Source organism: Porphyrobacter sp. HT-58-2 (assembly GCF_002952215.1).
Classification (GTDB): domain Bacteria; phylum Pseudomonadota; class Alphaproteobacteria; order Sphingomonadales; family Sphingomonadaceae; genus Erythrobacter.
Genome location: NZ_CP022600.1, coordinates 1,464,107 through 1,489,494, shown reverse-complemented (window position 1 = coordinate 1,489,494; position 25,388 = coordinate 1,464,107). Strand labels below are relative to the sequence as shown.

Genomic DNA, 25,388 nt, shown 5'->3' with positions numbered 1-25,388 from the left:
CCTACCTCAGCTTCAGGGTGGAAAGCCCGATCAGCGCCAGCACGATGGCAATGATCCAGAACCGGATAACGACCTTGCTCTCGCTCCAGCCGAGCTGCTCGAAATGGTGGTGGATCGGGGCCATGCGGAACACCCGCTTGCCGGTGCGCTTGAACCAGAACACCTGCACGATAACGCTGACCGCTTCGAGCACGAACAGCCCGCCGACAATCGCCAGCACGACTTCATGGTGCGACGCCACGGCGATTGCGCCCAGCGCCCCGCCCAGTGCCAGCGACCCGGTGTCGCCCATGAACACAGCGGCAGGCGGCGCGTTGAACCACAGGAAGGCAAGCCCTGCCCCCATGATCGCCGCGCAGAAGATCGCCAGCTCGCCCGCGCCCGGCACGTGCGGAATACCGAGATAGGCGCTGAAGTCCGCGCGCCCGACCAGATAGGCGATGATCGCGAAGGTGCCTGCCGCTATGATCACCGGCATGATCGCAAGGCCATCCAGCCCATCCGTCAGGTTGACCGCATTGCCCGCGCCCACGATCACGAAGGCGGCAAAGACATAATAGGCCGGCCCCAGCGGAATGCTCACGCCAGTAAGAAAGGGCAGGTAGAGGTTGGTGTTGATCTCGCTCACGATGATCCACGCCGCGATCCCTGCCACCACGAATTCCAGCCCCAGCCGCACCCTTCCCGGCACGCCTGCATGGCTGTTCTTGGAAACCTTGTCGTAATCGTCGAGAAAGCCGATGAAGCCAAAGCCGATGGTCACGGCAAGGCAGGCCCACACGAAGGGGCTGGTCAGATCCATCCACAGCAGCATGGCGCAGGTCAGCGCGGTCAGGATCAACAGGCCGCCCATCGTCGGCGTGCCGCGCTTGGCAAGGTGGGTCTGCGGCCCGTCCTCGCGGATCGGCTGGCCCTTGCCCTGGCGCACGCGCAGGAAGTTGATGAACCGCTCACCGATCAACAGACCGATGATCAGCGCTGTCATCAGCGTCGCGCCTGCCCGGAAGCTCTGGTAGCGAACCAGATTGAGGATGCCTTCAAAGCCAAGCCACTCGGCAAGCAGGTAGAGCATGAAATCGTCCTTTGGCGTCCTTTGCGCCTTATGCCTTGGCCCTCAGCCTGCCGTGCGGGCGGTGTCGGTAAAGTGTGCAACCAGCCGGCCCAGACCGACCGAATTGGAACCCTTGACCAGCACCGCGTCCCCTTGCGTCAGGCCGAATTGCCCGAGCATCGCAATCGCCTCGTCCGGACTTTGGCAATGAGCGAAGCTTGGCCCCTTGCCAAGCGAACCGCTCGCAACTTTCCCCAGTTCGCAGGCGCCAAGTTCCTCGGCCAACGCCTGCATCTCAGACCCGACGAGAATGGCATGGCTTACGTCCGCCTCAATCAGCGGTTCGGCAAGCTGGCGGTGGAAGGCATCGGCAAAGTCGCCGAGTTCCTTCATGCTGCCCAGCACCGCGATGCGGCGCACGGCGGGCGTCGCTGCCAGAGCCTTCAGTGTCGCGCGCATCGAAGCCGGGTTGGCATTGTAGCTTTCGTCGATCAGCAGCGCGGTGCCGCCTTGGGGGAGCGTGATCGTGTGACGCGCGCCGCGGCCCTTCAGTCCGCCCATCTCAGCCAGCGCCAGCCCTGCACTCGCCAGATCGCCTCCGGCGGCGCGCACGGCGGCCATGACGCCCAGCGAATTGACGATCCAATGCTCGCCCGGCTCGGCAATGGTGTAGCAAATGCGCCGGTCGCCAAGGTCAGCCGTCACCAGCGAACCACCGCCCGCCGCCGGAATCGCATCGAGCAAGCGCACGTCCGCGCCTTCGCTCCGGCCGAAGGTCACGATCTGCGCACCAAGCGCCCGCGCGTGGCCGATCATCCGTTCGGCCCACTCGCTGTCCGCCGGAATGACCGCCACCCCGCCGGCTACGAGGCCGGTGAAGATTTCCGACTTTTCATCGGCAATCGCCTCAAGGCTGCCGAGGTTCTCGATATGGGCAGGCGCGATGGTGGTGATCAGCGCGACGTGGGGACGCACATGCGCGGCCAGCGGCGCGATTTCATGGCGGTGGTTCATCCCCATTTCGAACACGCCGAATTTCGCCCTCGCAGGCATGCGCGCCAGCGACAGCGGCACGCCGACATGATTGTTGTAGCTGCGCACCGAACGATGCGCCGCACCCCGGCTGGCGCGGTCGAGGCAGGCGAAGATCGCCTCCTTCATCCCGGTCTTGCCGACCGAACCCGTGATCCCGATCCGCACCGCATCAACCGCACGGTCACGCGCGAAATGAGCCAGATCATGCAGCGCCTGCGCGGTGTCCTTCACCAGCACGTGCGGATAATCGACCGGCCGGTCGACGATGGCTGCGACCGCGCCCTTGGCGAAGGCGGCGGGGATGAAGCGATGCCCATCCATCGCCTCGCCCTTCAACGCCACGAACACATCACCCGGCTTTACGTCGCGCGAGTCCATTTCGACCCCCGCAGCCTGAAAGTCATGGCTGGCGATTCCGCCGGTTGCCGCTTCGATCTCGGCGGCGTTCCACAGCGCCAGCGGGAGGGCATCGCGAGCGGCGACGGGCCACTGGTGAAGCATCGGGTGAGACAGGGGCGCGTTCATCAGCAAGCCCCTCCGGCGCATTCGCGCGCCACTTCGACATCGTCGAAAGCTTCGATCCGCATGGTGTCTCCTGACCCGAAGATTTGCCCTTGCTCGTGGCCTTTCCCGGCGATGAGCACAATGTCGCTTGCCCCTGCTTCCCCAATTGCGGCGGCAATGGCCTTGCGGCGATCCCCGATTTCGCGGGTATTCGCGCCTGCGCCCGCCATGATCGCGGCGCGGATGGCGGCGGGGTCTTCGCTGCGCGGATTGTCATCGGTGACTATGGCGATATCGGCCGCACGCGCGGCGACTGCGCCCATCTGCGGACGCTTGCCCGCGTCCCGGTCTCCGCCCGCGCCGAACACCACGATCAGACGACCGCCAGAGGCGACGTGCGGGCGCAGCGCGGCGATAGCGGCTTCCAGCGCGTCGGGCGTGTGGGCGTAATCAACATAGGCAGGCGCGCCGGCCTGATTGAGCGCGGCGCGCTCCAGCCGTCCGCGCACGGGTTGCAGGCGCGTCAGGGCGTCGAAGGTGGCAGAGGCCGGAACACCGGTTGCCATCGCCAGCCCTGCCGCGACCAGCGCATTGGCCGCCTGATAGGCCCCGATCAGCGGCAGGCCTACCTTCCGCATCTCGTCTTGATATTCGATCTGAAGAACCTGTCCCAACTGGCCGGGTTCGCGTGCAATCAGCTTGAGGAAACTCCCGCCCTCGCCCACCGTGCGCACATCAAGCCCGCGCGACTTTGCCTGTGCAATCGCTTTGGCCGTCCATTCCGAACCATCGCCCGCGTCATGGATGATCGCCGGACTGCCGGGCGCGACCACTTCGGTGAACAGCCGCATCTTGGCCGCGAAATAGGCCTCCATCGTGCCGTGATAGTCGAGGTGATCGCGGCTGAAATTGGTGAAGGCGCTCGCCGCAACCGTCAGGCCTTCATTGCGATACTGATCGAGACCATGGCTCGATGCCTCATAGGCCACATGGGTCACGCCTTCGCGCGCGAGGCCCGCCATGTTGCCAAGGAAGGTGACGATGTCGGGCGTGGTCAGCCCGGTCGATACGCTGCCGTCCGGCGTCGTCACGCCCAGCGTCCCGATGCTTGCCGCGCGCTCGCCCGCCATGCGCCAGATCTGGCGGGTCATCTCGACGGTAGAAGTCTTGCCGTTGGTCCCGGTCACCGCAACGATGGTGGCCGGATAGGGAGAAAAGAAGCCCGCGGCGAGGCGTGCAAAGGCGCGTCGAGGGGTGACGTCGGCAATGTGGGGCACGCCGTCGACGCGGGCTTCAGGGCGGGCGACGACGGCAACCGCGCCCGCGGCAATGGCGGGGCGGATGTAGTCCTCGCCATTGAAACTGACACCTTGAAAGGCGCCGAAGATGGTTCCGGGGGCGACCTTGCGGTGATCGATGGCAAAGCCGGTGACGGTCTGATCGCCCGCCCCTGCCGCCGCGATCCCGGCCTGCTCCAGAAGGTGCGCCAGCCGCATCAGTGCTTGTCCACCAGATAGCGCAGGTCGGAAATGTCGACATCGCGGCTTTCGTCGGGCTGCACGCCCAGCATCGGACCGATACGCGGCACCAGCTTGCCGACCACTGGCGCAGCCGTATAACCCGCCGTGCGCTGGAAGCTCGATGCTGCCGTGCCTTTGGGTTCGTCCAGCACGATCACCACGACATAGCGCGGCGCATCGAGCGGGAAGGCCGCCGCGAAGGACGATACCAGCGAGGTCTTGGCATAGCCCCCGCGGTTGGCCTTCTCGGCCGATCCGGTCTTGCCGCCCACACGGTAACCGGGCGCATCGGCCAGCTTGCCAGTGCCATAAAGCGAGATCATGCGCAGCATCTGGCGCATCCGGTGCGAGGTCGATTCCTTGAACACCCGCCGTCCGCGCGGCGCATCCTTGGGATCAAGTTTCATCAGCGTCGCCGGACGCCAGATCCCGCCATTGACCATCGCTGCATAGCCGCTTGCCAGATGCAGCGGGGTGACGGCGAGCCCGTGGCCATAGCTGACGGTCATGTTGGTGACGCGGCTCCATTGTCCCTTGGGCCAGATCGGATAGCCGCGTGCGGGCAGTTCGATGTAGGGGCGGCTGTCCATCCCCAGATCAATCATGGTGCGGCGCAGACGTTCCGGCCCCAGTGCATCGGCGACCCGCGCGGTGACGGTGTTGGAGGAATAGACCAGCGCCTGCGGCACATTCAGGGTCGCGCCCTTGGGCTTCATGTCCTTGATCGTGCGCCGTCCGACCTGCACCGGGCTGGCATCCCAGGCCTTGCCCAGATCGCGCACCACACCAGCATCGATTGCAGCCGCAACGCTCAGCGGCTTGAAGGTGGAACCAAGTTCGTAAACCCCGTTGGTAACGCGGTTGAACACATTGGTCGCGCCGCTCGCGCCGGCGGTGTTGGGATCGAATTCGGGCAGGCTCGCCAGCGCCATCACCTCGCCCGTATCGACATCAAGCACGATACCCGCCGCGCCGATCGCGTTGGTCGCCAGCATCCCCTTGCGCAGTTCATCCTCAAGCGCGCCCTGAACCCTCAGATCAAGCGAGAGCGCCACCGGCTCGACCCGCTTGGTGGGGTGGCTCAGCCTTTCGTCAAGCACCTGCTCCATGCCCAGCTGCCCGCCCTGCCCTTCGGCGACATAGCCCAGCACGTGCGCAGCCAGCGTGCCTTGCGGATAATAGCGATCAGTCTCACGCGGGATCTCCAGCGCAATTTCGCCCAGCGCGAAAACCTTGTTGGCTTCTTCCGGCAGAATCCGGCGGCGCAGGTAGCCCGGCTTTCCCGAGGCAAGGCGACGCGCCATGCGCGCCTCATCAATATCGGGGAAGATCGCCTTCAGTTCGCGCGCGACCTGTTCGGGGCCGTGGACCAGCGGCGCGCCGTCATCGCCCATCGCCTTGGGGTCGAACCACAGGGCATAGGCCGGGAAGGCCCGCGCCAACGCTGCACCATTACGGTCGGTGATCTCGCCGCGCGGGGGCAGCAGGGCCTCTTCAAGACTGGTGCGTTCCAGCGCCTGTCCCGCAAGCCCGAGCGAAGTGATCCGCAGCAGCGCCACCAGCGCCACTGCGACAAATCCGCCCAGCAGCCACAGCACTCTGAGGCGCGCGGTCAGCAGCCATTGCGCCCGCAGGTTTACGCTGCGCACGCGGCCGGCGGGGATCGAGGGGATGGCGGCTGCGCGGGCAGCCAGAGTATTCATTCGCCGAGCCCCTGGGCCGCAGCGATCTTGCCCGGCGCAGATGGCGTCTCGGCCCGCGCCGGACGGATGGGCGAGGCCTCGATCAGGAAATCGCCGAAGGCCTGCGCGAACACCGCACCGGCATCCTTTTCGCTATCCGCAGACGCGAGCGTGACGGTAGCCCCGATATCGGCGAGCGCATCGGCGGCGCCTCCTTGGCGACAGCGGCAGGATCGGCACTGTCGGCCCGCGCTAGGCGGATCGGCGCAGGCGCATTGGGATCACGCTGCTGGCCAAGGCTGGCAAGCTGACGTTCGCCATCAAGAAACTGGCCAGCGCGCGGAGCGGAATAGCCGAATTCGACCGAGTTCCAGGCCGCCAGTTGCCGCTGGCTGGCGCGGGTCTGGAATTCGGTCTCCAGCAGCATCGTCTCGCGCTTGAGCGAAATCAGCTGACGTTCGGCCAGCAACACCTCGCTCTTGACCGCGTGAACCTTGAAGCTCAGCGCCATCACCAGCGCAAAACAGATCGCCAGCACGGCAACCCAGCCGAGCGAACGGGCCTTTGAGGGGTTCATCATGCAGCGAGGCTCCTTGGCGGCGCACCGGTGCGGATCGCATGGCGCAAGGTGGACGAACGGGCGCGGGGATTGCGCAGGATTTCGGCTTCGGTCGGGCGGATCGCCTTGGAGACCTGCGCAAAAGTCGGTGCAGGGCCGGGAATTTCACCGGGCAGGTGGCGCGAGACTGCGCGGCCTGCCCCGCTGGCTGACTTGAGAAACTGCTTCACGATCCGGTCTTCAAGACTGTGAAAGCTGACAACAGCCAGCACGCCGCCTGTTGTCAGCAACGCCTCGGCAGCAGCCAGCCCGGCTTCCAGCTCGCCCAGCTCGTCATTTACATGGATGCGCACCGCCTGAAAGGTGCGGGTCGCGGGGTCTTTCTTGTCATGGGGCTTGTGACCCAGAGCCCGGCGCACCACGCGGGCAAGATCGCCGGTGGTTGCCAGCGGGCGCGCAGCAACGATCGCGCGGGCCACCCGGCGCGACTGGCGTTCCTCGCCGTAATTGTAGAGCACATCGGCAATGGCGCCTTCATCAGCGGTGTTGAGGAAATCCGCCGCACTTTCGCCAGCCATGCTCATGCGCATGTCGAGCGGGCCGTCATGCATGAAGGCAAAGCCCCGCTCGCCTTGATCGAGCTGCATCGAGGAGACGCCAATATCCATCACCACCGCATCGACGCTCTCGACGCCGATCGCAGCAAGCTGCGCGCGCATCGCCGAAAAGCGCGCCGGGTGCAGCACCAGCCGCCCGTCGAAACGCGCCACCAACGCCTGCCCTGCGGTGATCGCATCGGGATCGCGGTCGAAGGCGTGAACGCGCGCGCCTGCCTCCAGCAGCGCGGTGGTATAGCCGCCCGCACCGAAGGTGGCATCGACGATGGTCATGCCGGGGCGCGGGGCAATCGCGGCGATCACTTCGTCAAGCAGCACCGGAATGTGGGGCGCATCGGTCATGCTGCCCCCCCTTTCCGGGCAGCGGCCATCAGCGTCTGGCAGGCGGCCTGCGCGCTTTTCCATTCAGGCCCCATGCGCAGCAGTTCTTCCGGCGCCCAGACGAAGAAGAAATCGCCCGCCGCGTGGAAGTACAGCCCCTCGCCCACCTTCCCCAGACCGCGCAGATGCTCGGGCATGACAAAGCGGCCGCTGTCATCGAAGGGCAGTTGCGAAAAGCCGAACAGCTGGCCAGCGCGCACATCACGGTCGAAGTTCGCATCACCCAGGCGGATCGCCCGCTCCTCCTCGCGATCGAGCTGCGCGTTGAGCTGTTCCCGGCGCGACAGGCCGAAACCGATCAGGCAATCAAACTTGCCATGCGATGCAAGGCACAAGGTGCGGTTGCCGCCGGAGCTTTCCTTGACCGCCTTGCGGAACTCGGGCGGAAGGACAAAGCGACCCTTCTCGCCCGCAGGCGAGTAAGCTTGGCCGTTATATCCTCCAAAAGCAGACACGTGCCTGCGGTCCCCTCTATCCCCTCGCGGCGCGCCCTCCTGGCGTTCCGCGACATGCCGCACTCAATTCCCCCGGACACGCCCTCCCCGTCCCGGCCGCACGCGTGCGGCACGGTGCGCCGACCCCCACAGGCACGGCGCGAGACATACAGGCATGTCTGATGGACTCCGGTCTTATAGTCGAAGACCCCGGGAGAAAAGGGATTTTTCGGGGATTTTGCGGGAAAACTTGGTATAAATTTGATTTTACGTATATTTTTGGATTGACGTCTGTTCACCAAGCTCACCCAAAGGGTCAATAAATCGCTGAAAAACTGCCACCATATCGGTGCAATCCCGTAGTTTCCCCGGATCGGCGCGACTCCGAGTCCTGCCTTTCCCGCATTTTCCCGCGGCGCTCAGCGCAAGGCCTCCGCAACCACGGCGCGCAAGTCTGCGGCGCTCTCTCCGGCGAGTTCGGGATGCTCGAAAATCGCGGCATCGGCGATCAGGGTGACTTGCCCCCGGCCTACCGCACAGCGCGCCGCCGCGCCGCCTGCCAGCACCGTGCAGTCAGCCGCCGACGGATCGAGGATGGCTATCTCGCCCGCCAGCGCCAGCGGGAGCGCAGCCTCAGCCAACGCCTGCCGGACCACGGCAAGTTCCTGCGCCTCGTCAAAGCGCACCGCAAGGCCCCAGCGGGCCACCACCGGCGGGATCAGCGCAGTATCGACCGGGCGGCGCGGATCGCCCAGCGGCAAATCATACTCCCCGGTCAGCGCCGGATCGAGCGCCAGCAGCAATCGCCCCCCTGCCCGCACCCAGCCATCCAGCGCGACATTGTCGGCAGGCGAAAGCCCGCGCGGCTGGATCACCGCCAGCCGATCGAGGCCCGCCAGCGGATCGGTGTCGGGCGCATCGGGGGACAGCGCGGGAATGGGTGAGAGCGTGTCGAGCGGCTCAAGCACATAGGCGCCTTCCAGCGCCGCACGCTGCCAGGGCATATCGGCCTCACCCACCGCCAGATCGCCGAACGCCGCATCAAGCGGCCAATAGAGCGGGAGACTGGTCATCAGCCCGAGCCGCTCGCGCTCCCCTGAACCACCGGACGGCTGTTCAGGCGCGGCGCTGCACCCGCTCATCGCCGGAGCGATCGCTGCGGCAAGCAGGACCGCAAGCACCACCGTCCGGGCGATGCTAGGGCTGCGGCGAGGCATTGCCGGTTCCCGCCGGACGCGGCGGCGGCAGATCGAGCGGCGGCAAGGCAGGCGACGGGCTTGGTTCGGCAACGATATCCGGCACCACGCCCGCATCGGCAAGCGGGTTGGCCTGCGTGGGTGCCACGCTTGGCTCGGTCGTGGGGGCGGCTTCGGGCACGGCGAGTTCCTCGATGCGGTCGGCCTGCCCGCCAATCACGCTCGCCAGCCCGACCAGGAACACCATCGCCGCGATCCCGAACAGCCCTACCTGCACGCGCTGCAATGACTCGGTCCGCAAGGTACCAGCCGCGCCCGCGTCCTCCGTCTCGCCTTCCGGCAGGGCAGAGGTAGCGGCCTCACCGAACAGGCTGCGCTGGTTCATCCGGCGCAAACGCTCGATCAGCGGCAGGCCTTTCACGCCGAGGCTCCTGCCGGCTGCTTGAGCCATTCGAACACCGGCAGGCCCTTGGCCGCCAGCCATTCGGCATTGTACAGCGTCGAAAGATAGCGGAAGCCCGTGTCGCACAGGATCGTCACCACCTGCGGATTGGGGTGGCCTTCCGCGACCAGTTCCTTGCCCAGCGCCACCGCGCCCGCGACATTGATGCCCGATGACAGGCCAAGGCACAGGCCTTCGTCCCGCAACAACCGCGCGACCCAATGCAGGCCCTCCTCGTCGCTGATGCGATACTGGGTGTCGATCATCGCGCCATCGAGATTGGCGGTGATGCGCCCCTGCCCGATCCCTTCCGCGACCGACGACCCCTCGGCCCGCAGTTCGCCATGGGCGTAGTAATTGTAAAGCGCCGCGCCGTGCGGATCGGTGAGCGCGATGCGGATGTTCTCGTCCAAGGCCTTGAGGCCAAGGCCCACGCCCGCGATCGTCCCCCCGGTGCCTGCCGCGCAGGTGAAGCCGTCGACGCGCCCGCCCAGCTGCTCCCAGATTTCGGGCGCGGTGCCCTCGATATGGGCGCGGCGGTTGGCGATGTTGTCGAACTGGTTGGCCCACACCGCACCGGGCGTTTCTTCAGCCAGGCGGCGCGAGGTGTGAACGAAGTGGCCCGCGTCGGCAAACTTGGTCGGCGGCACCAGCACCAGCTCCGCGCCCAGCGCCCGGAGCGTGTCCATTTTCTCCTTCGACTGATTGTCGGGCATGACGATGATGGTCTTGTAACCGCGCGCATTGGCGACCAGCGCGATACCAATCCCGGTATTGCCCGCCGTGCCTTCGACCACCGTTCCGCCCGGCTGGAGCGCGCCGCTCGCCTCGGCATCGCGGATGATCCACAGCGCCGCGCGGTCCTTCACCGAGGAGCCGGGGTTGGCGAATTCGCACTTGCCGTAAATGTCGCAGCCTGCCGCTGCGCTGGGGCCAGCCAGCCGCACCAGCGGGGTATTGCCGATCAGGGCGAGCGTATCGCCAAAGGGCCGGGTGATGTTCATGCAGGGTGAATTAGGCGCTTGGGATGCTACCCGCAACGACGAAGTCCGTCAGGCAAGCACCAGCACAGCCTCGACCTCAGTGCCGTCCACGATCTTTTCCGCCTTCCGCACCGCTGCCTTCAACGGCAGCAGCCAGCCGCCGTGCGCCTTTGAGGGAAACAGCGAAGTGCGCCATGTCGTGCCGCCAACCGTGGCCTCGACATAGACCGATCCCCACGCCGCAGCGTTCACTGCGCCCGCACGGATTGCCTGCGCCGTTTCGCCGTCGATGGTGAGGAAATACCACGCGCCCTTGGTCGGAGCACCATCGCTCCCTTGCCACAGCCACACCGGGCCGCGCACGTTCCAGCTCTCTGGCCAAGGCCCTGCCCCGGCTTCGGGAGCATGGCCCAACTCGTCACGCAGAAACCGGGCGAGGTCAGCGTCCATTGCGCGCCCCGCCCCGTTGCCTCAATCTTCCGGCGCAATCGTGACGTGCAGGCCATCAAGCTCGGCGGTCAGCGGGATCTGGCACGACAGGCGGCTGGTGGCCACGCGGTGATCGGAGGATTCGAGCAGATCGTCCTCGTCCTCGCTCATCTTGGGCAGCTTGTCGGCAAAGGCGGGGTCCACATGAATATGGCACGTCGCGCAGGAACAGCACCCGCCGCACAGCGCCAGCAGCTCGTCAAAGCCATTGTCGCGGATCGCTTCCATCACAGTCAGGCCGTCATCGACGCTGATCTCGCTGGTTTCGCCTTCGCGGTTGGTGACGACCAGTCTGGGCATGGATCGGAGTTCCTTTTCGGCTATTGCGCGCAAGACCCTGCGCTGGGAGAGTGCAGCCGCGCTGCTAAGACACTCTTGGGGCCAAGGCAAGTTAAGGAAAGTGGCAGTGGGGCTTTCAGCCGAAAAATTGCGCGGTGATCTGGATTCGCTGGCGGCGCGCGAGCCGCGGCTGGCGCTGGAACTGGCGCGCATCGGCTATCCCGAGCCGCGCATCCGGCAGCGTGGCTACAAGACCATGCTGCGCACCATCGTCGGCCAGCAGGTCTCGGTCGCGGCGGCGGCTTCGATGTGGTGTAAGCTGGAGGCGGAACTGGGGCCGGATTTCACCCCCGCCTGCCTGCTGACGCGCGATTACGACAGTTTGCGCGCCTGCGGGCTTTCCCGGCAGAAGCAGGGCTATGCCCGGAGTCTGTGCGAGTTGGTCGCGGCAGGCGAGGTGGATTTCGACAGCCTGCCGGCGAGCGACGAGGAGGCGATTGCCCTGCTTACCCGGATCAAGGGCATCGGCCGCTGGTCTGCGGAAATTTATCTGCTGTTCGCCGAAGGGCGCGCCGACATCTGGCCGGCGGGCGACCTCGCCGTGCAGGAAGGGGTGAAGCGGCTGCTGGGGCTGGAAGAACGCCCCGCCGAGAAAGCGACCCGCCAGCTTGCCGAACCATGGTCGCCGCAGCGCGGGGCGATGGCGATCTTCACCTGGCACTTCTACGCCAATCCGGCACTGTGAGTTGCCGCGACAAGCCTGCTGACAAGCCTGCTCGTGCGCTCTAGGAAGGTTGCAAATAGCAATCGAGAGGGGATCAAACAGTGGCACAGCGCAGCATCTTCATCACCGGCGGGGGTTCCGGCATCGGGCGGGCGGCGGCGTTGCACTTTGCTGCGCGCGGCTGGTTCGTCGGGGTAGCCGATATCAACGAGGCCGGGATGGCAGAAACCCTCGGGGCCATCGCGGGCGAGGCCAAGTGGGCGGGCCGTCTCGACGTGCGCGACCGGGCGCGCTGGGATTCGGCGCTGGCGGAATTCGCGGCGGCGGCGGGTGGCCGGATCGATGCGCTGGTCAACAATGCCGGGATCGGCACCGGGGGATCGCTGAGCGAGCTTGACCCGGAGGAAATCGACCGCTGCCTCGACATCAATCTGAAGGGCGTGCTGTATGGCGCGCAGGCGGTCTATCCCTACCTTCAGAAGACCGGCCCCGGATCGGCGTTGGTCAACATCGCCAGCGCCGCCGGGATCGCGGGGAGCGCCGGGATGAGCGTCTATTGCGCCACCAAGTTCGGCGTGCGCGCGGTCTCCGAAAGCCTCGATGCCGAATGGGTGGGCGACGGGATCACGGTTGCCTCGGTATGCCCCGGCTTTATTGAGACCCCGCTTCTGAACGGCACCGGCAACCGCAAGTCGAACGAGGCGATCCGCGAGCGGGTGAAGGCCGCCGGGCTGGAGATCACGCCAGTGGAACGCGTCGCCGAAGCGATCTGGGACGCGGTGCACGGCACGAAGCTCGATTACTTCGTCGGCCCGACCGCCAAGCGCATGGCTTTCGCCAAGCGCTGGATGCCGGGCAAGGTGAGGAAGCAGCTCAGGAACAGCCTGCGGCCCCTGGGGCAGTAATTTGTCCGCACGCCTTCCGGCGTGCGAAATCCTCGCTCACACGCGCTGACGCGCGCTTCGCTGGGGCGGCCGGTTGGCCTTGAGGCCCTCCGGGCCGTTTTTGTGCAACTATCCAGCGACAATCTCGTCAATGCTGCGCGCCAGTGTTGCGTCGCGGCTGGACAAGCCACCTGCGTCACCCGCGTCATGGGTGGTCAGCGTGACTTCGACCTTGGCGTAGACGTTGAACCATTCGGGGTGGTGATCCTGCGCCTCGGCCAGCAGGGCGACGCGCGACATGAAGCCCCAGGCCTCGGAGAAATCCCCGAACTGGAAGGTGCGCGTAATCGCCTTGCCTTCGCGCGCCAGCTCCCACTGCGGGTGCTGGCTGAGCAGTTGCTGCACTTCCTCGGCGGTCAGTTCGGGCACGGGCATTGGGGGCATCCTTGCTTGGGGTCGCTTGTTTGCGCGCGCCCTTTTCCCTAACGCTTGGGTCCAATGCAAGCCTCAAGCCCTTCGCTGATCGCCGACAACCTCGCCTGCCGCCGGGGCGAGCGGCTGCTGTTCCGGCGGCTGTCGTTCCGGCTCGAAGCGGGCGCGGCGTGCCATGTCACGGGCGCGAACGGCGCGGGCAAGACGACGCTGATCCGCGCCGCCGCGGGGCTGACCATGCCCTATGCCGGAGAGATGCGGCGGGACGGCGCGCTGGCGTTGCTGGACGAGCGAACCGGGCTTGATCCCGACTTGCCGCTCGCCCGCGCACTGGCGTTGTGGTTCGCGCTGGACGGCGTTGACGCAGCGGCGGTGATCATGGCGCGCCTGAGGCTCGATGCGCTGGCCGAGGTGCCGGTGCGCTATCTTTCCACCGGCCAGAAAAAGCGCGCCGCGCTGGCCCGCGTGCTGGGGCAGGCAGCGCCCGTGTGGTTGCTGGACGAGCCCCTGTCCGGCCTCGACACCGCCTCGCAAACCCTCGTCAGCGCGCTTGTGCGCGAACATTGCGAAACCGGCGGGATTGCGCTCGTCGCCTCGCACCAGCCGCTGGATGTGCCGGGGATGACCGCCTTTGCGATCGAGGACTTCGCGCCTGCGCCAGAGGAGGATTTCGCATGATCCTCGCGCTGCTCAAACGCGATCTGGCGCAGTTCTTCCCGTTCACGGGAAGTGGTGCCGCACTTCCCGTGGTGTTCTTCGTCGCGGTGGCCATGCTGTTCCCCTTTGCGGTCGGGCCGGACGCCAACATCCTCGCCAAGACGGGCGGCGGCGTGGTTTGGATCGCGGCGCTGCTGGCGGCGATCCTGCCGCTGGAGAAACTGGTGGCGCGGGACATCGACCTCGGCTTCTTCGATCAGTTGAAACTGCGTGGGCTGGCCGAAGAGGCGATGATGGCGGTGCGCCTGCTGGCCCACTGGCTCAGCTTCGGCCCGCCGCTGCTGCTGGCGACTTTCCCCGCCGCTGCCTTGCTCAAGATCGAGGGGGAGAGCTTCTCGATCCTCCTGCTAGGCCTGTTGGCGGGCACGCCGGGGCTGGCCGCCATCGGCCTGATGATCGCCGCGCTCACCGCGTCGCTGAGGGCGGGCGCGGCGCTGTCCGGCCTGCTGCTGATCCCGCTCGCCCTGCCGATCCTGATTTTCGGTGCAGGTGCGCTCGCCCGTCAGGATCACATCAGCCTCGGCTTCGTTGGTGCGATAAGCCTCGGGCTGGTCGCAATCGCGCCTTTCGCCGCCGGGGCCGCAATCCGCGCCGCGAGAGAGAACTGAGTGAGAGCCCCCGAAAGCCACACCCGCGCCAACACCTTGATGGGCAATATCGCGCTGGGGCTCTTGGGCTTCACGCTGTTTGCCTTCGGACTGAAGGCGATTGCCCATCCCGAGGTGCAGGCCCGCTACACGCCGATTGTGGTGTTCCACGCTGTCAGCATGATTGCCTGGCTGACCCTGCTCGCCACACAGAGCTTTCTTGCGGCGCGGTTCAAACTGGCGGCCCACCGCGCGACGGGCCGCGCCTCGATCGCGCTCGTGGCTGCGATGCTGGTGAGCGGCGGGGTCATTGCCTGGCGGATCGGGCAGGAGTTGGGCCGCCCGGAGGTGACGGTGGTGAATATCGCCGCTTTTGCGACCTTCGTGCCCCTATACTTCGCCGCGCTGCACTTCGCGAGGGCGCGCGACACTGCCGCGCACCGGCAAGCCATGCTGATCGCGACGCTGGCGCTGATGACCCCCGCCTATGCCCGCGTGGTGCAGGTGCTGGGCCTGCCCGATCCGGTCGCGATTGCGGTGCAGGTGCCGATTACGGTGCTGGTGTCGGCAGGGTATGACTGGGTGCTGCACGGGCGGGTGACGCGGCCGGTGCTGGCGATGCTGGGGTTTTCGGTGGGGCTGGTGGTGGTGATGAGCGCGGTGCTGGCGGTGTTGTTTTTGTAGGCGCTTGCGACCTCGCCTCCCCGGCCTTGAGCCGGGGCCCCGCTGCCTACTGTCCTAATCGCGCCTCTAGGTCGGCAATTCGGGCTTCTAATTCGCTTATTTTTTCATGTTCCGACACCGTGTCGTAGCAAACGTCTGCTGCCAGATCAGCGATCTCATCACGATCCTCATCGCTGAAGCGATAGTCGAAATCGTTGGCCCCGCTGGAGCAAGCGCCGAGCGCGACAACTGCGGTAAGAGCAAACCAATTCGGACGCCACTGAGCCTTCGGCATACCCACCTCCGTTTACCAAAGTGATGATAATCAACGCTGATTAGTAGCCAAGGCAGTTGCAATAGAAGCTGGATCCCGGATCAAGTCCGGGATGACGAAAGAGGGTAAGTCGGCCCGCAGGGCCGCAAGGGCGACCGCCCGCCCGCAGCGGGGGCAGCTTTGCTGCCCGTCGAGCGAGGATCGCGCGCCCGGAGGGGCGTGCGAAAAACCTAAACGTAAGGCGGGCAATCCCGCCCCGTCGGGCTCTTGGTGAAAATCTCGTTCCCCGTCTCGGTAATCGCAATCGAGTGCTCGAACTGCGCGGAGAGCGACTTGTCGCGCGTCACCGCGGTCCAGCCGTCGCCCAGCACCTTGGCCCAGGGCTTGCCGAGGTTGATCATCGGCTCGATGGTGAAGAACATCCCCGGCTTCAGCTCCGGCCCCGTGCCGGCCTTGGCAGCGTGGACCACTTCGGGCGCGTCGTGGAACAACCGGCCCAAGCCGTGCCCGCAGAACTCGCGCACCACGCCATACCGGAACTGGTTGGCGTGGGCTTCGATCGCCGCGCCGATATCGCCCAGCCGCGCGCCGGGCTGTGCCGCGGCGATGCCGAGCATCAGACATTCATAGGTCACCTCGACGAGCTTCCTCGCCTTCAGCGAGGGCTCGCCCGCGTAGAACATCCGGCTGGTATCGCCGTGCCAGCCGTCGACCAAGGGCGTCACGTCGATGTTGAGAATGTCCCCATCCTTCAGCACCTTGTCGCCCGGAATGCCGTGACAGATCACATGGTTGATCGAAATGCAGCAGCTGTGCGCATAGCCGCGATAGCCGAGCGTTGCGGGGATCGCGCCGGCATCGAGCATCATGCAGCGCACGGCATCGTCGATACTGGCGGTGGTCACGCCCGGCTTCACCAGATCGGCGCAGGCATCGAGGATTTCGGCGGCGAGGCGCCCGGCCTTGCGCATGCCTTCAAAGCCCTCAGCGGTGTGGAGCTTGATCGTGCCGTCGCGGTAGACGGTCTGATCGCCGTCAACGAGTTGATATTCGTGCATGGCGCTCACATAGCGACCGGCGCGGCAAAAAGCTACTTCGGCAGCGCGAAGGCGTCCCGATATTCGGGCCTGACCGCGTCGATCACCTTGGCAGTCACCGGCAGCGTCACTTCATACGCCCCTTCGGCATAGGAACCGGCGACGTAAGGCGCGGCGATCAATCCGATGCGGTTGAAGGCCTTGCGGTCGGATGATCCCAGCAGAACGGTCAGATCGGCAATCGGCGGACAGGGGAAAAAGCTGTCGTCGACCTCTTCCCCTTCGAAGCGCTTGATCTTTTCGGCCTTCAGCGCCTTGCACCACGCCGCGCCAAGAGCGTCCTGCAAGGCGGCCTGGGAACGGAACATCGCCTTGGGATCAAGCCCGGCCCCGGCCTCGCGATCCCACACCAGCGCATCGAAGGCGCCATTGCCATGCGCGCCGCCGGTATAGGCGTAGAAGCTGGCCGAGAGCGAAAGGTAGCGCGGCAGGTTGGCGACCACCTCCCAGCTCTTCTCGAACGCGCGATTGGTGCAGGCGACACAGTCTTCCCCTGCGAATTCGGCGAGCGCCTCGGCCCATTCGGCCTTCTGTTCGGCGAGCAGCCGGTCGCGCTCGGCGGTGAGCTGCGCGGCCAGTGCGGGGATGGCGGCAGCCTCGGCGGGCCAGCTGTAGGCGAACTCGCGGGATGCTTCGCCTTGATTGGCATTGTCGCTGAAGGCGGAAGCGGCAGGTGGGGGTGCGGCCGCTTCGGCAGTGGTGTGCGAAGGGGCAGAGCCGGTTCCGGCGGCGGTCTCCTCGGGCGAGGAACAGGCCGCGATCAGCACGCAGGCCAGACCCGTCGCCGCCCGCGCCAGCATGGCGCTTGCGCGGGCTTGGCCCGTGCTTGCCCCTTGCCTGACCCCCGCCAGACCCCTGCTCGCGGGCCGTTTCACATGAAACATTGCGGCTTTCATCGGCGTTTGGCTCCCTCGACGAATCTGCTGGTGACATCCGGCTTGCGGCGATTATGGAACAGGCATGACCGAACCCAAAGCACTGATCCGCCCGGACCGCGGCGAAGACGCCATCGCCATTCATCTTGTGAACAAGGACGGCTTCGAAGCCTTTGCCAAGGGGCTTTCGGCTGGCCAGCGCGCGGTGCTCGCAGGGCAGAAGTTTGATGGCAGCGGCTACCAATATGCCATTGTTCCCGAAGGGGATTCATGGTTCGTGGTCAGCGGGGTGGCGAACCCCGAAAGCCTGTCGAGCTGGTGCCTTGCCAAGCTTGCCGAGGAACTGCCCGAGGGGGTCTATCGTCTCGCCGCCGGAGACCCCGGCCCGGCGATGTTCGGCTGGGTGACGGGGCAATATCGCTTCAACCGCTACAAGAGCGAGGACAAAGGCGCTGGCCCGCGCGTGCTGCTGACCGCGCAGGTTGCGCAGATTGATGGACAAGTGGCTGAAGCGGAAGCAGAAATCCTGCTGCGCGATCTGGTCAATTCACCGCCTGAAGACATGGGGCCGGCCACCCTTGAGGCCGAGTGCGAACGCCTCGTCAAGGCGCACAAGGCCGAGCTGACGGTGGTACGGGGCGATGCCCTCGAACAGGACTACCCGATGATCCATGCCGTCGGCCGCGCCGCCGCCAGGCACCATGCGCCGCGGTTGATGCACCTCACCTGGGGCGATCCGACCCACCCGGTGCTGGCGGTGGTCGGCAAGGGGGTGTGCTTCGACAGCGGGGGCCTCAACATCAAGCCGGGCAGCGGCATGCGGTTGATGAAGAAAGACATGGGCGGCGCAGCGCATGCGCTGGCATTGGCCGGGCTGGTGATGGGCGCGCGGCTGAAAGTGCGGCTCCATCTGCTTGTTCCAGCAGTGGAAAATGCGATTTCCGGCGGAGCGTTCCGTCCGGGCGATGTGCTCAAGAGCCGCAAGGGTGTGACGGTCGAGATCGACAATACCGACGCAGAAGGGCGGCTGATCCTCGGTGACGCGCTGACCCGTGCTTCGGAGGAAAACCCCGATCTGATCGTCGATTTCGCTACGTTGACCGGCGCGGCGCGGGTTGCGCTCGGCCCCGATCTCCCTGCCCTATTCGCTCGCCGGGACGAGACTGCCGAGGCATTTCTGGCCGCCGGTAAGGCAGCCGATGATGCTGCCTGGCGCCTGCCCTTGCACGAAGCCTACCGCGAATACCTCAATTCCGACGTGGCCGACATGGCGAACTCGGCCAGCAGTCCCTTTGCTGGCGCGAGCGTCGCCGGCCTGTTCCTCGACCGCTTCGTGGGAGAGGGGTGGACAGCCTTGCTGGCGCGAGCGTCGCCGGCCTGTTCCTCGACCGCTTCGTGGGAGAGGGGGTGGACTGGGTGCATTACGACACTTTCGCATGGTCACCGACCAGCAAGCCAGGTCGGGCGAGGGGCGGACGCGGACTGGGGTTGCGCGGCGCGTGGCACGCTATCCGCTCCCGCTACGGCAGCTAAGCTTGCCGAGCGCGCCGCTTGCCGCTAACGGGCCTGCCACGCCGCGCTCTGGGGAGAGATCGCGCGCGTCACCTGAGAAGGCCAACGGAACGCAGATGAGCGGCGCGACGCGCAACCCTACCGATTATGCCGTCCCCGAGGGCGTGCTGGGTCTGAAAGGCCCGGTCGAAAAACCCGCGCCCGGCAGCCTGCCCTTGCGCGGCGATCTGGCGCATATGGCGCTGGCGGGGAGCCATCTCGCGGCGCATTACGTCATCCCCCATGCTCACGCTGTCGGTGCCGAGGGCGCAGGCCTCCGACTCAACCCGCGCGACGATGCCGAGGTGTTCGCGCAGCTTCCCGCCGGGAGCCGGTTCGAACTGCTTGATGTCGCAGGCGAATGGGTGTGGGGCTGTCCTGGGCCGCACGGGCCTGCGGGCTGGTGCCGGGCGAGCGAACTCGCGCCCCCCGAAGGCTGAAGCGGTGGCGATCCGGCTATTCATCGACGGGGCTGCGGGTACGACCGGCCTTGAGATCCGCGAGCGTTTGCAGGGGCGCGACGAGTTCGAATTGCTGGTGCTCGACGATGCCCAGCGCAAGGACGAAGCTGCCCGCCGCGATGCGCTTCACGCCGCCGACATCGCGATCCTGTGCCTGCCGGACGAGGCCGCGAAAGAGGCGGTGCAGCTCGCCGAAAGCGCAGGCACCCGCCTCATCGACGCCTCAAGCGCGCATCGTGTGGCCGAGGGGTGGACCTATGGCTTTCCCGAGATCATCGGGCGCGAGACGATCGCCAATGCCCGTTTCGTAAGCAATCCGGGGTGCTATCCCACAGGTTTCCTCGCACTGGTCGCTCCGCTGGTGCGAGAGGGACTGCTGCCAGCCGACTGGCCCTACACCGTCAACGCGGTCAGCGGCTATTCGGGCGGCGGCAATGCGTTGATCGAGCGGTTTGAGCAGTTCGAGAACCTCGAAGGGCATCCCGGCATCGCTTTTCGCGCCTATGGCCTGCAGCTCGGTCACAAGCACCTGCCGGAAATGCAGGCCTATGCCGGTCTCGCCTTCGCGCCGGTGTTTTCGCCAGCTGTGGTGCCGACTTTCCGGGGAATGTTGGTCGATGTTCCCCTGCCGCTTGAAGCGATGCCCCGTGCGGGTCGGCCAGAACAACTCGCCCAGCATCTGACGGCGTTCTACCAAGGCAGCGCGATCATAGTCGTGGTCGAAACCCGCTACAGTGAAATGATCCTGCGGCAGGATGTCGAAGGTGGTGACGGCATGACGCTTCATGTCTACGCGAACGCAGACGGCACGCAGGCGCGCCTCGTCGCCCACCTCGACAACCTCGGCAAGGGCGCGTCCGGCGCTGCGATCCAGAACCTCAACATCATGTGCGGCCTGCCCGAAACCACGGGCCTTCGGCTCGGCGCTGCTTAAATTTTAGGCAAGCCCCGATCAGATGCTGTGCAGCCATTGCGCAGCGCACCATAATCTTGCTAATCGCACCCCATCGGCGAAAGACATCTTCACCCTTGAGTCTTCAAGCGGCAAGGATCGTTCACAGCCACCACCTTAAAGCTTGGCACGATTCTTGTTTAGATTTCGGTCAGCAACCAGCCAGGCGCGGACGGGGACGACGTGAAAAAGATCGAAGCGATCATCAAACCCTTCAAGCTCGATGAGGTGAAGGAGGCGCTGCACGAAATCGGCGTGTCCGGCATCACTGTGACCGAAGCCAAGGGTTTCGGCCGCCAGAAGGGCCATACCGAACTCTATCGCGGCGCCGAATACGTCGTCGACTTCCTGCCCAAGGTGAAGCTCGAAGTGGTCGTCGCCGACGATCAGGCCGAACGGGTGGTCGAGGCGATCGCAGCCGCTGCGCAGACCGGCCGGATCGGCGACGGCAAGATATTTGTGACCGCGATCGAAAGCGCCCTCAGGATCCGCACTGGCGAGACAAACGACGACGCCATCTGATTTTTCACCCTCTCCCGCCCGCCAGACCGGCGAGCCGGCCAAGACAATACCCGGAGGCAATACCAAAATGTCGAAAGCAAAAGACGTCCTGAAGCTGATCAAGGACGAGGAAATCGAATGGGTCGACCTGCGTTTCACCGATCCCAAGGGCAAGTGGCAGCACCTGACCATGGTCGCCAGCGTCATGGGCGAGGACGAGCTTGAAGACGGCCTGATGTTCGACGGCTCCTCGATCGCCGGCTGGAAGGTGATCAACGAATCCGACATGATCCTGAAGCCCGATCTGACCGAGACGTGGATCGACCCGTTCAGCGCCACCCCGATGCTGATCATCAACTGCGACATCGTCGAGCCTTCGACCGGCGACTGGTACAGCCGCGATCCGCGCACCACTGCCAAGCGCGCCGAGGCCTACCTCAAGTCGACCGGCATCGGTGACACCGTCTATGTCGGGCCGGAAGCAGAATTCTTCATGTTCGACGATGTGCGCTTCGAAGACGGCTATGCCGGATCGGGCTTCGCGATCGACGATATCGAACTGCCGGGCAACACCAGCAAGGAATACGAAAACGGCAACATGGGCCACCGCCCGCGCGCCAAGGGCGGCTATTTCCCGGTCGCACCGGTGGACAGCGCCGTGGACATCCGCGCCGAGATGGTCACCACCATGCTCGAAATGGGCCTGCCCTGCGACAAGCATCACCACGAAGTTGCCGCTGCCCAGCACGAACTGGGCCTGACCTTCGGCACCCTCGTCCAGACCGCCGACCGCATGCAGATCTACAAGTATGTCGTGCATCAGGTCGCCCATGCCTACGGCAAGACCGCGACCTTCATGCCCAAGCCGATCAAGGCGGACAACGGCAGCGGCATGCACACGCACATGTCGATCTGGAAAGACGGCAAGCCGATGTTTGCGGGCAACGAATATGCCGGCCTGTCGGAAATGTGCCTTTACTACATCGGCGGCGTCATCAAGCACGCCAAGGCCCTGAATGCCTTCACCAACCCGACCACCAACAGCTACAAGCGTCTGGTGCCGGGCTTTGAAGCGCCGGTGCTGCTGGCCTATTCGGCCCGCAACCGCTCGGCCTCGTGCCGCATCCCCTATGGTGCGGGCGAGAAGGCCAAGCGTGTCGAATTCCGTTTCCCCGATGCGATGGCCAACCCCTACCTCGCCTATGCGGCGCTGCTGATGGCGGGTCTCGACGGGATCGAGAACAAGATCCACCCGGGCGACGCGATGGACAAGAACCTCTACGATTTGCCGCCGGCCGAACTCGCCGAAGTGCCGACCGTGTGCGGCAGCTTGCGTGAGGCGCTTGACGCGCTGGCCGCCGATCACGACTTCCTGCTGAAGGGCGACGTGTTCACCAAGGACCAGATCGAGGCCTATTGCGAGCTCAAGTGGGAAGAGGTGATCCGCACCGAAACCACCCCGTGCCCGGTCGAATTCGACATGTACTATTCGATGTAATCGGTTTGCGAGGCCTGCTGTCAGCAGCCGCAGGCCATCGCCAGCCATAATTGCGGAGGCCCGCAGGAGCGATGCTCTTGCGGGCCTTCGCTTTACTTGGGCTTGGCCGTCATCCCCGATCCGATCCGCAGATAGCGCTGGATCACCTCGCGGTTGTGCCCAAATCCCCCCTCGGCCGAACAGGCGAACAGCAGAACTCCCGAAGGTGCGGGCATGATCGCCCAGGTGGCCCTTACGCCATCGGCATCATGCGCGTCCCAGGCGAGGATCTTGAACGGTACGGCGGTGCGCTGCCCGGCATAATCAAGCAGCATTGTCTTGCGCGCATCGATCGCGAAGCCAAGCGTGGTGATGATCTGGTCGAAGGCGGGGTAGATCGATTCGATCTCAGCCTGGATCTGGCTCATCGGGAACTCGGCGAAATCGCCCCCCGGGATGCGCTGCGCGGCGCATGTGGTCTCGAGCGTACCCGCCTCGAAGGTGAAGGAGCGCATCGGGCCGACCATCCCGATCGTGCCGCCATTCGGCATGGTGAAGCGGTACCACCCCTCCTCGTCGGTAAAGGCGACACCGCCGGTGGCGGCATTGTCCTGATCCGGCAGAAGCTTCCCTCGCGCCTCAGCCGGGATGATCAGAGCGCCCGATGGATCGACAGCGATTGCGGCCTGTGGCGCGCGCGTGTCGCCCTCAAGCGGGTTGGTCTGTGCGCTGGCAGGGTCCGTGAACGCGAGGAGCGCCGCGACAAGGCTAAGCCGCAGGATTGGCATTGATCACCCCCATGTAAAGCGCGTGCGTAGCCCGCGCAGCATCGAGCGCGGCGGCCTGCAAAAGTGCGGGATCGACCCGGTACTGGTAGGTCGAATAGTTGTAACCAAAGGTCGGACGCGAAGGAGCGACCATGTTCGGCTCTGTCCACCAGGCGTTGGAACGGACGTAGGCGTTCCACTGCTCGATCTCGGCGTTGTTGTTGAAGCTGCCGGTCTGCACCAGCTGCCCCGCCTGACCCACAGCCACCCGGTCCTCGAGTATGACCCGTGCCATGTCTCCAGCCAGTGCGATCTTGGCGTGAAAGAAATTGCAGTGTGTGAACAACGGCACAAGGAACAGGCCAGGCTGAATGCCGACATTCGCGCCGCCGCCATAGGTCGAATGGCCACTGCCGGTCAGTGCTGCGAAGTCCATGACGAGGCTGGGGATGACGACCACGCACTTGAGCGCCGCCGACATGGCGTTCAGCGCGCGGGCATTGCCAAGATTGAATGGCGAACGGTCGGACAGGGGCGCTTCAGGCCCTATCGTCAAAAGCGGCAGATATTCCGGGCTCACCACAGCGACGGTGCGCGAATCCGCAAAGGGTTTCTTCAGAAAGGGATCAGGCGTGGGATCGAGCTTCTTGAACCCCTCGCTCGCAGAAATCTCGTTCCAGCCGAGCACCGTACGCCCGGTAGCACGAAGCCGCTCGATGAAATCGCTGAACGCCAGATGGGCAATCTGTCGCATCATCGCTACATCGACACCGACAAGATCAGCAGTGAGATCGACCTTGGTCGAGCCCTGCCCACTGCTCGCGCCCATACCGTTGCGCATCACCAGTCCGAACCGGTAGGATGGCACCGCGATCCGCGTCGAGCGCGCGAGAATCTTGGCCATCACCTGATGATAGTTTTTCATGTTCATGCCGGCCAGCGGCACCATGCTGTCAGCAGCTTGGGCAGGGCCTGCGGCAAGACCACTTGCTGCCAAAGCCCCGATCATGCCCGCGCCACCGTGCAGCACCGAACGTCGATCCCAATGCGTTGCGCTCATTCACCCCCCCTTGAATGCGCGACCCTCCCGGGAAGAAAAATATCATCGGGTTGCATGGGACGCAATCCAAGGCGGACTGTTGACTTCACCTTGGGCAGCCAGATCGATAGAACCCCGACCAAGCCTCAATTTTGCAGGAATACCATGACCGAATCGCTGTTGCTTGTTGCCGGTGGCCTTGTTCTGCTCGCTCTGGGTGGTGAGTTGCTGGTGCGCGGCGCAGTCGGCATGGCGACCCGGCTCGGAATTTCCCCATTGCTGGCCGGGCTGACGATCGTGGGCTTCGGTACCTCCATGCCCGAGCTTGCAACCAGCGTGCAGGCGGCACTGAGCGGATCGCCGGGCATCGCGATCGGCAACGTCGTGGGCTCGAACATCGCCAACATCCTGTTGATCCTCGGTATTTCCGCGTTGATTGTGCCGATCAGCGTCAACCCCGCCGCATTCAAGCGGGACTCGCTGGCACTGGGAGGCACGGCCCTGCTTGCGACAGGCGCCGTGATGGTCGGTGTCATCGGCTTTGCCTATGGCCTCCTGCTGGTAACCGCACTCGTGGCCTACCTGTGGTGGGCCTACAAGTCGGAGAGCGCCGCACACGATGCAGAAGCCTTGCGCCACGAACACGAAGCCGAAGATCGCCCGGTGCCGGCTGACACCGCCCCCGTGGTGCTGGGCGGGATGATCATCGCCGGACTGGCCGCAGCAATCTTCGGCGCGGGCTGGCTGGTTGACGGAGCGAAGGTTCTCGCCAGTGCAGCGGGTGTCTCCGAAAGCGTCATCGGCCTCACCGTGGTGGCAATCGGCACCTCCTTGCCTGAACTGATCGCCTGCGTTGTCGCAGTCATACGCAAGCATGGGGACGTCGCTCTCGGCAATGTCGTGGGTTCCAACATCTACAACCTGTGCGGCATTCTCGGCCTGACCGCGATGATCCACCCAATCGAAGTCCCCGCCGAGATTGCCCGGTTTGACATCTGGGTGATGCTTGGCGTGACGGCCTTGCTGATCGTGCAACTACGTAGCGGTTGGCGCTTGTCGCGCGCAGAAGGCGCGTTGCTCGCGGCAATCTATGCCGGATACACGGCCTTTCTGGTGCTGCGCTGAGGCTATCGCGCCACGGTCAGAAAAAACCCGACGTGGTTCGATTTTTTCGAATTGTCACGACGTTTTCACGCGTTACGGTATCACCCATGA

Annotated in this window: 29 protein-coding genes; 11 read left to right on the top strand and 18 right to left on the bottom strand. The window is 65.2% G+C overall.

Annotated features, from left to right (window positions below; genetic code table 11):
- Position 1 precedes the first annotated feature (1 nt).
- From mraY to CHX26_RS06975, 12 genes are all read right to left on the bottom strand, one after another.
- The gene (mraY, locus tag CHX26_RS07030) at positions 2 to 1,072 is read right to left on the bottom strand and encodes a phospho-N-acetylmuramoyl-pentapeptide-transferase (protein WP_104941757.1); all 1,071 of its coding nucleotides are present in this window, start codon (positions 1,070 to 1,072) and stop codon (positions 2 to 4) included.
- Positions 1,073 to 1,114: 42 nt separating this feature from the next.
- The gene (locus tag CHX26_RS07025; RefSeq protein WP_104941756.1) at positions 1,115 to 2,611 is read right to left on the bottom strand and encodes a UDP-N-acetylmuramoyl-tripeptide--D-alanyl-D-alanine ligase; all 1,497 of its coding nucleotides are present in this window, start codon (positions 2,609 to 2,611) and stop codon (positions 1,115 to 1,117) included.
- On the bottom strand, positions 2,611 to 4,086 hold the full coding sequence (locus tag CHX26_RS07020) for a UDP-N-acetylmuramoyl-L-alanyl-D-glutamate--2,6-diaminopimelate ligase (RefSeq protein WP_104941755.1): 1,476 nt from the start codon (positions 4,084 to 4,086) through the stop codon (positions 2,611 to 2,613). The genes CHX26_RS07025 and CHX26_RS07020 overlap by 1 nt, the downstream gene beginning before the upstream one ends.
- Positions 4,086 to 5,813, bottom strand: a complete 1,728-nt coding sequence (locus CHX26_RS07015) for a peptidoglycan D,D-transpeptidase FtsI family protein (protein ID WP_104941754.1) — start codon at positions 5,811 to 5,813, stop codon at positions 4,086 to 4,088. The genes CHX26_RS07020 and CHX26_RS07015 overlap by 1 nt, the downstream gene beginning before the upstream one ends.
- 82 nt (positions 5,814 to 5,895) lie before the next feature.
- Positions 5,896 to 6,372 (bottom strand): hypothetical protein, encoded by a 477-nt coding sequence (locus CHX26_RS07010; protein WP_233997318.1) that lies wholly within the window; start codon positions 6,370 to 6,372, stop codon positions 5,896 to 5,898.
- The gene (rsmH, locus tag CHX26_RS07005) at positions 6,369 to 7,310 is read right to left on the bottom strand and encodes a 16S rRNA (cytosine(1402)-N(4))-methyltransferase RsmH (protein ID WP_104941753.1); all 942 of its coding nucleotides are present in this window, start codon (positions 7,308 to 7,310) and stop codon (positions 6,369 to 6,371) included. The genes CHX26_RS07010 and rsmH overlap by 4 nt, the downstream gene beginning before the upstream one ends.
- Positions 7,307 to 7,804, bottom strand: coding sequence for a division/cell wall cluster transcriptional repressor MraZ (locus tag CHX26_RS07000; protein WP_104941752.1), 498 nt, complete (start codon positions 7,802 to 7,804; stop codon positions 7,307 to 7,309). The genes rsmH and CHX26_RS07000 overlap by 4 nt, the downstream gene beginning before the upstream one ends.
- Before the next feature lie 398 nt (positions 7,805 to 8,202).
- The gene (locus tag CHX26_RS06995) at positions 8,203 to 9,000 is read right to left on the bottom strand and encodes a hypothetical protein (RefSeq protein ID WP_104941751.1); all 798 of its coding nucleotides are present in this window, start codon (positions 8,998 to 9,000) and stop codon (positions 8,203 to 8,205) included.
- Positions 8,981 to 9,400: a hypothetical protein gene (locus tag CHX26_RS06990; protein ID WP_233997317.1), complete on the bottom strand. Its 420-nt coding sequence runs from the start codon at positions 9,398 to 9,400 to the stop codon at positions 8,981 to 8,983. The genes CHX26_RS06995 and CHX26_RS06990 overlap by 20 nt, the downstream gene beginning before the upstream one ends.
- On the bottom strand, positions 9,397 to 10,425 hold the full coding sequence (locus CHX26_RS06985) for a cysteine synthase A (protein ID WP_104941749.1): 1,029 nt from the start codon (positions 10,423 to 10,425) through the stop codon (positions 9,397 to 9,399). Before CHX26_RS06985 ends, CHX26_RS06990 begins: the two co-directional genes overlap by 4 nt.
- A 48-nt stretch (positions 10,426 to 10,473) precedes the next feature.
- Complete coding sequence (locus CHX26_RS06980) at positions 10,474 to 10,854, bottom strand: DUF1905 domain-containing protein (RefSeq protein ID WP_104941748.1); 381 nt, start codon at positions 10,852 to 10,854, stop codon at positions 10,474 to 10,476.
- Between the two features lie 21 nt (positions 10,855 to 10,875).
- Complete coding sequence (locus CHX26_RS06975) at positions 10,876 to 11,193, bottom strand: 2Fe-2S iron-sulfur cluster-binding protein (protein ID WP_104941747.1); 318 nt, start codon at positions 11,191 to 11,193, stop codon at positions 10,876 to 10,878.
- Positions 11,194 to 11,299: 106 nt separating this feature from the next.
- Between CHX26_RS06975 and CHX26_RS06970 the strand changes: the two genes are divergently transcribed.
- Both CHX26_RS06970 and CHX26_RS06965 read left to right on the top strand, forming a co-directional pair.
- Positions 11,300 to 11,917: a DNA-3-methyladenine glycosylase family protein gene (locus tag CHX26_RS06970; RefSeq protein WP_104941746.1), complete on the top strand. Its 618-nt coding sequence runs from the start codon at positions 11,300 to 11,302 to the stop codon at positions 11,915 to 11,917.
- 80 nt (positions 11,918 to 11,997) lie between these two features.
- A complete protein-coding gene (locus tag CHX26_RS06965; protein WP_104941745.1) occupies positions 11,998 to 12,801 on the top strand; it encodes an SDR family oxidoreductase in 804 nt (267 codons plus the stop codon).
- A gap of 108 nt (positions 12,802 to 12,909) precedes the next feature.
- On the opposite strand, the gene CHX26_RS06960 is transcribed toward CHX26_RS06965, so the two are convergent.
- On the bottom strand, positions 12,910 to 13,215 hold the full coding sequence (locus CHX26_RS06960; RefSeq protein WP_104941744.1) for a 4a-hydroxytetrahydrobiopterin dehydratase: 306 nt from the start codon (positions 13,213 to 13,215) through the stop codon (positions 12,910 to 12,912).
- 63 nt (positions 13,216 to 13,278) lie between these two features.
- Here CHX26_RS06960 and ccmA point away from each other — a divergent pair, with 63 nt between their 5' ends.
- The 3 genes from ccmA to CHX26_RS06945 are packed head-to-tail and all read left to right on the top strand — an operon-like array spanning position 13,279 to position 15,200.
- On the top strand, positions 13,279 to 13,890 hold the full coding sequence (gene ccmA / locus CHX26_RS06955; RefSeq protein ID WP_104941743.1) for a heme ABC exporter ATP-binding protein CcmA: 612 nt from the start codon (positions 13,279 to 13,281) through the stop codon (positions 13,888 to 13,890).
- Positions 13,887 to 14,537, top strand: a complete 651-nt coding sequence (locus CHX26_RS06950) for a heme exporter protein CcmB (RefSeq protein ID WP_104941742.1) — start codon at positions 13,887 to 13,889, stop codon at positions 14,535 to 14,537. The genes ccmA and CHX26_RS06950 overlap by 4 nt, the downstream gene beginning before the upstream one ends.
- Positions 14,538 to 15,200 (top strand): hypothetical protein, encoded by a 663-nt coding sequence (locus CHX26_RS06945; protein ID WP_233997316.1) that lies wholly within the window; start codon positions 14,538 to 14,540, stop codon positions 15,198 to 15,200.
- 46 nt (positions 15,201 to 15,246) lie between these two features.
- Here CHX26_RS06945 and CHX26_RS15620 read toward each other — a convergent pair whose 3' ends face one another.
- The 3 genes from CHX26_RS15620 to CHX26_RS06935 form a co-directional block, all read right to left on the bottom strand.
- Positions 15,247 to 15,474, bottom strand: a complete 228-nt coding sequence (locus tag CHX26_RS15620; RefSeq protein WP_146107676.1) for a hypothetical protein — start codon at positions 15,472 to 15,474, stop codon at positions 15,247 to 15,249.
- Between the two features lie 209 nt (positions 15,475 to 15,683).
- Positions 15,684 to 16,511, bottom strand: coding sequence for a type I methionyl aminopeptidase (gene map / locus CHX26_RS06940; protein ID WP_104941741.1), 828 nt, complete (start codon positions 16,509 to 16,511; stop codon positions 15,684 to 15,686).
- Positions 16,512 to 16,543: 32 nt separating this feature from the next.
- Positions 16,544 to 17,446 carry a PdaC/SigV domain-containing protein gene (locus tag CHX26_RS06935; protein WP_233997315.1) on the bottom strand — a complete coding sequence of 301 codons (903 nt, stop codon included), beginning with the start codon at positions 17,444 to 17,446 and terminating at the stop codon, positions 16,544 to 16,546.
- A 64-nt stretch (positions 17,447 to 17,510) separates the two neighbouring features.
- Here CHX26_RS06935 and CHX26_RS06930 point away from each other — a divergent pair, with 64 nt between their 5' ends.
- From CHX26_RS06930 to glnA, 5 genes are all read left to right on the top strand, one after another.
- Positions 17,511 to 18,986, top strand: coding sequence for a leucyl aminopeptidase family protein (locus CHX26_RS06930; RefSeq protein WP_172449737.1), 1,476 nt, complete (start codon positions 17,511 to 17,513; stop codon positions 18,984 to 18,986).
- 67 nt (positions 18,987 to 19,053) lie between these two features.
- A complete protein-coding gene (locus CHX26_RS06925) occupies positions 19,054 to 19,416 on the top strand; it encodes a hypothetical protein (RefSeq protein ID WP_104941739.1) in 363 nt (120 codons plus the stop codon).
- Between the two features lie 4 nt (positions 19,417 to 19,420).
- Entirely contained in the window at positions 19,421 to 20,371 is a 951-nt protein-coding gene (argC, locus tag CHX26_RS06920; protein ID WP_104941738.1) for an N-acetyl-gamma-glutamyl-phosphate reductase, read from the top strand.
- 201 nt (positions 20,372 to 20,572) lie between these two features.
- Complete coding sequence (locus tag CHX26_RS06915) at positions 20,573 to 20,911, top strand: P-II family nitrogen regulator (RefSeq protein ID WP_054119870.1); 339 nt, start codon at positions 20,573 to 20,575, stop codon at positions 20,909 to 20,911.
- Between the two features lie 67 nt (positions 20,912 to 20,978).
- Complete coding sequence (gene glnA, locus CHX26_RS06910; protein WP_104941737.1) at positions 20,979 to 22,388, top strand: type I glutamate--ammonia ligase; 1,410 nt, start codon at positions 20,979 to 20,981, stop codon at positions 22,386 to 22,388.
- 92 nt (positions 22,389 to 22,480) lie between these two features.
- Here the strand turns inward: glnA and CHX26_RS06905 are convergent, their stop codons facing one another.
- Together CHX26_RS06905 and CHX26_RS06900 are read right to left on the bottom strand one after the other, a co-directional pair.
- Complete coding sequence (locus CHX26_RS06905) at positions 22,481 to 23,155, bottom strand: hypothetical protein (RefSeq protein WP_104941736.1); 675 nt, start codon at positions 23,153 to 23,155, stop codon at positions 22,481 to 22,483.
- Positions 23,136 to 24,194: a hypothetical protein gene (locus CHX26_RS06900; RefSeq protein WP_146107675.1), complete on the bottom strand. Its 1,059-nt coding sequence runs from the start codon at positions 24,192 to 24,194 to the stop codon at positions 23,136 to 23,138. The genes CHX26_RS06905 and CHX26_RS06900 overlap by 20 nt, the downstream gene beginning before the upstream one ends.
- Positions 24,195 to 24,338: 144 nt before the next feature.
- Here CHX26_RS06900 and CHX26_RS06895 point away from each other — a divergent pair, with 144 nt between their 5' ends.
- The gene (locus CHX26_RS06895; RefSeq protein ID WP_104941734.1) at positions 24,339 to 25,298 is read left to right on the top strand and encodes a calcium/sodium antiporter; all 960 of its coding nucleotides are present in this window, start codon (positions 24,339 to 24,341) and stop codon (positions 25,296 to 25,298) included.
- Positions 25,299 to 25,388 lie beyond the last annotated feature (90 nt).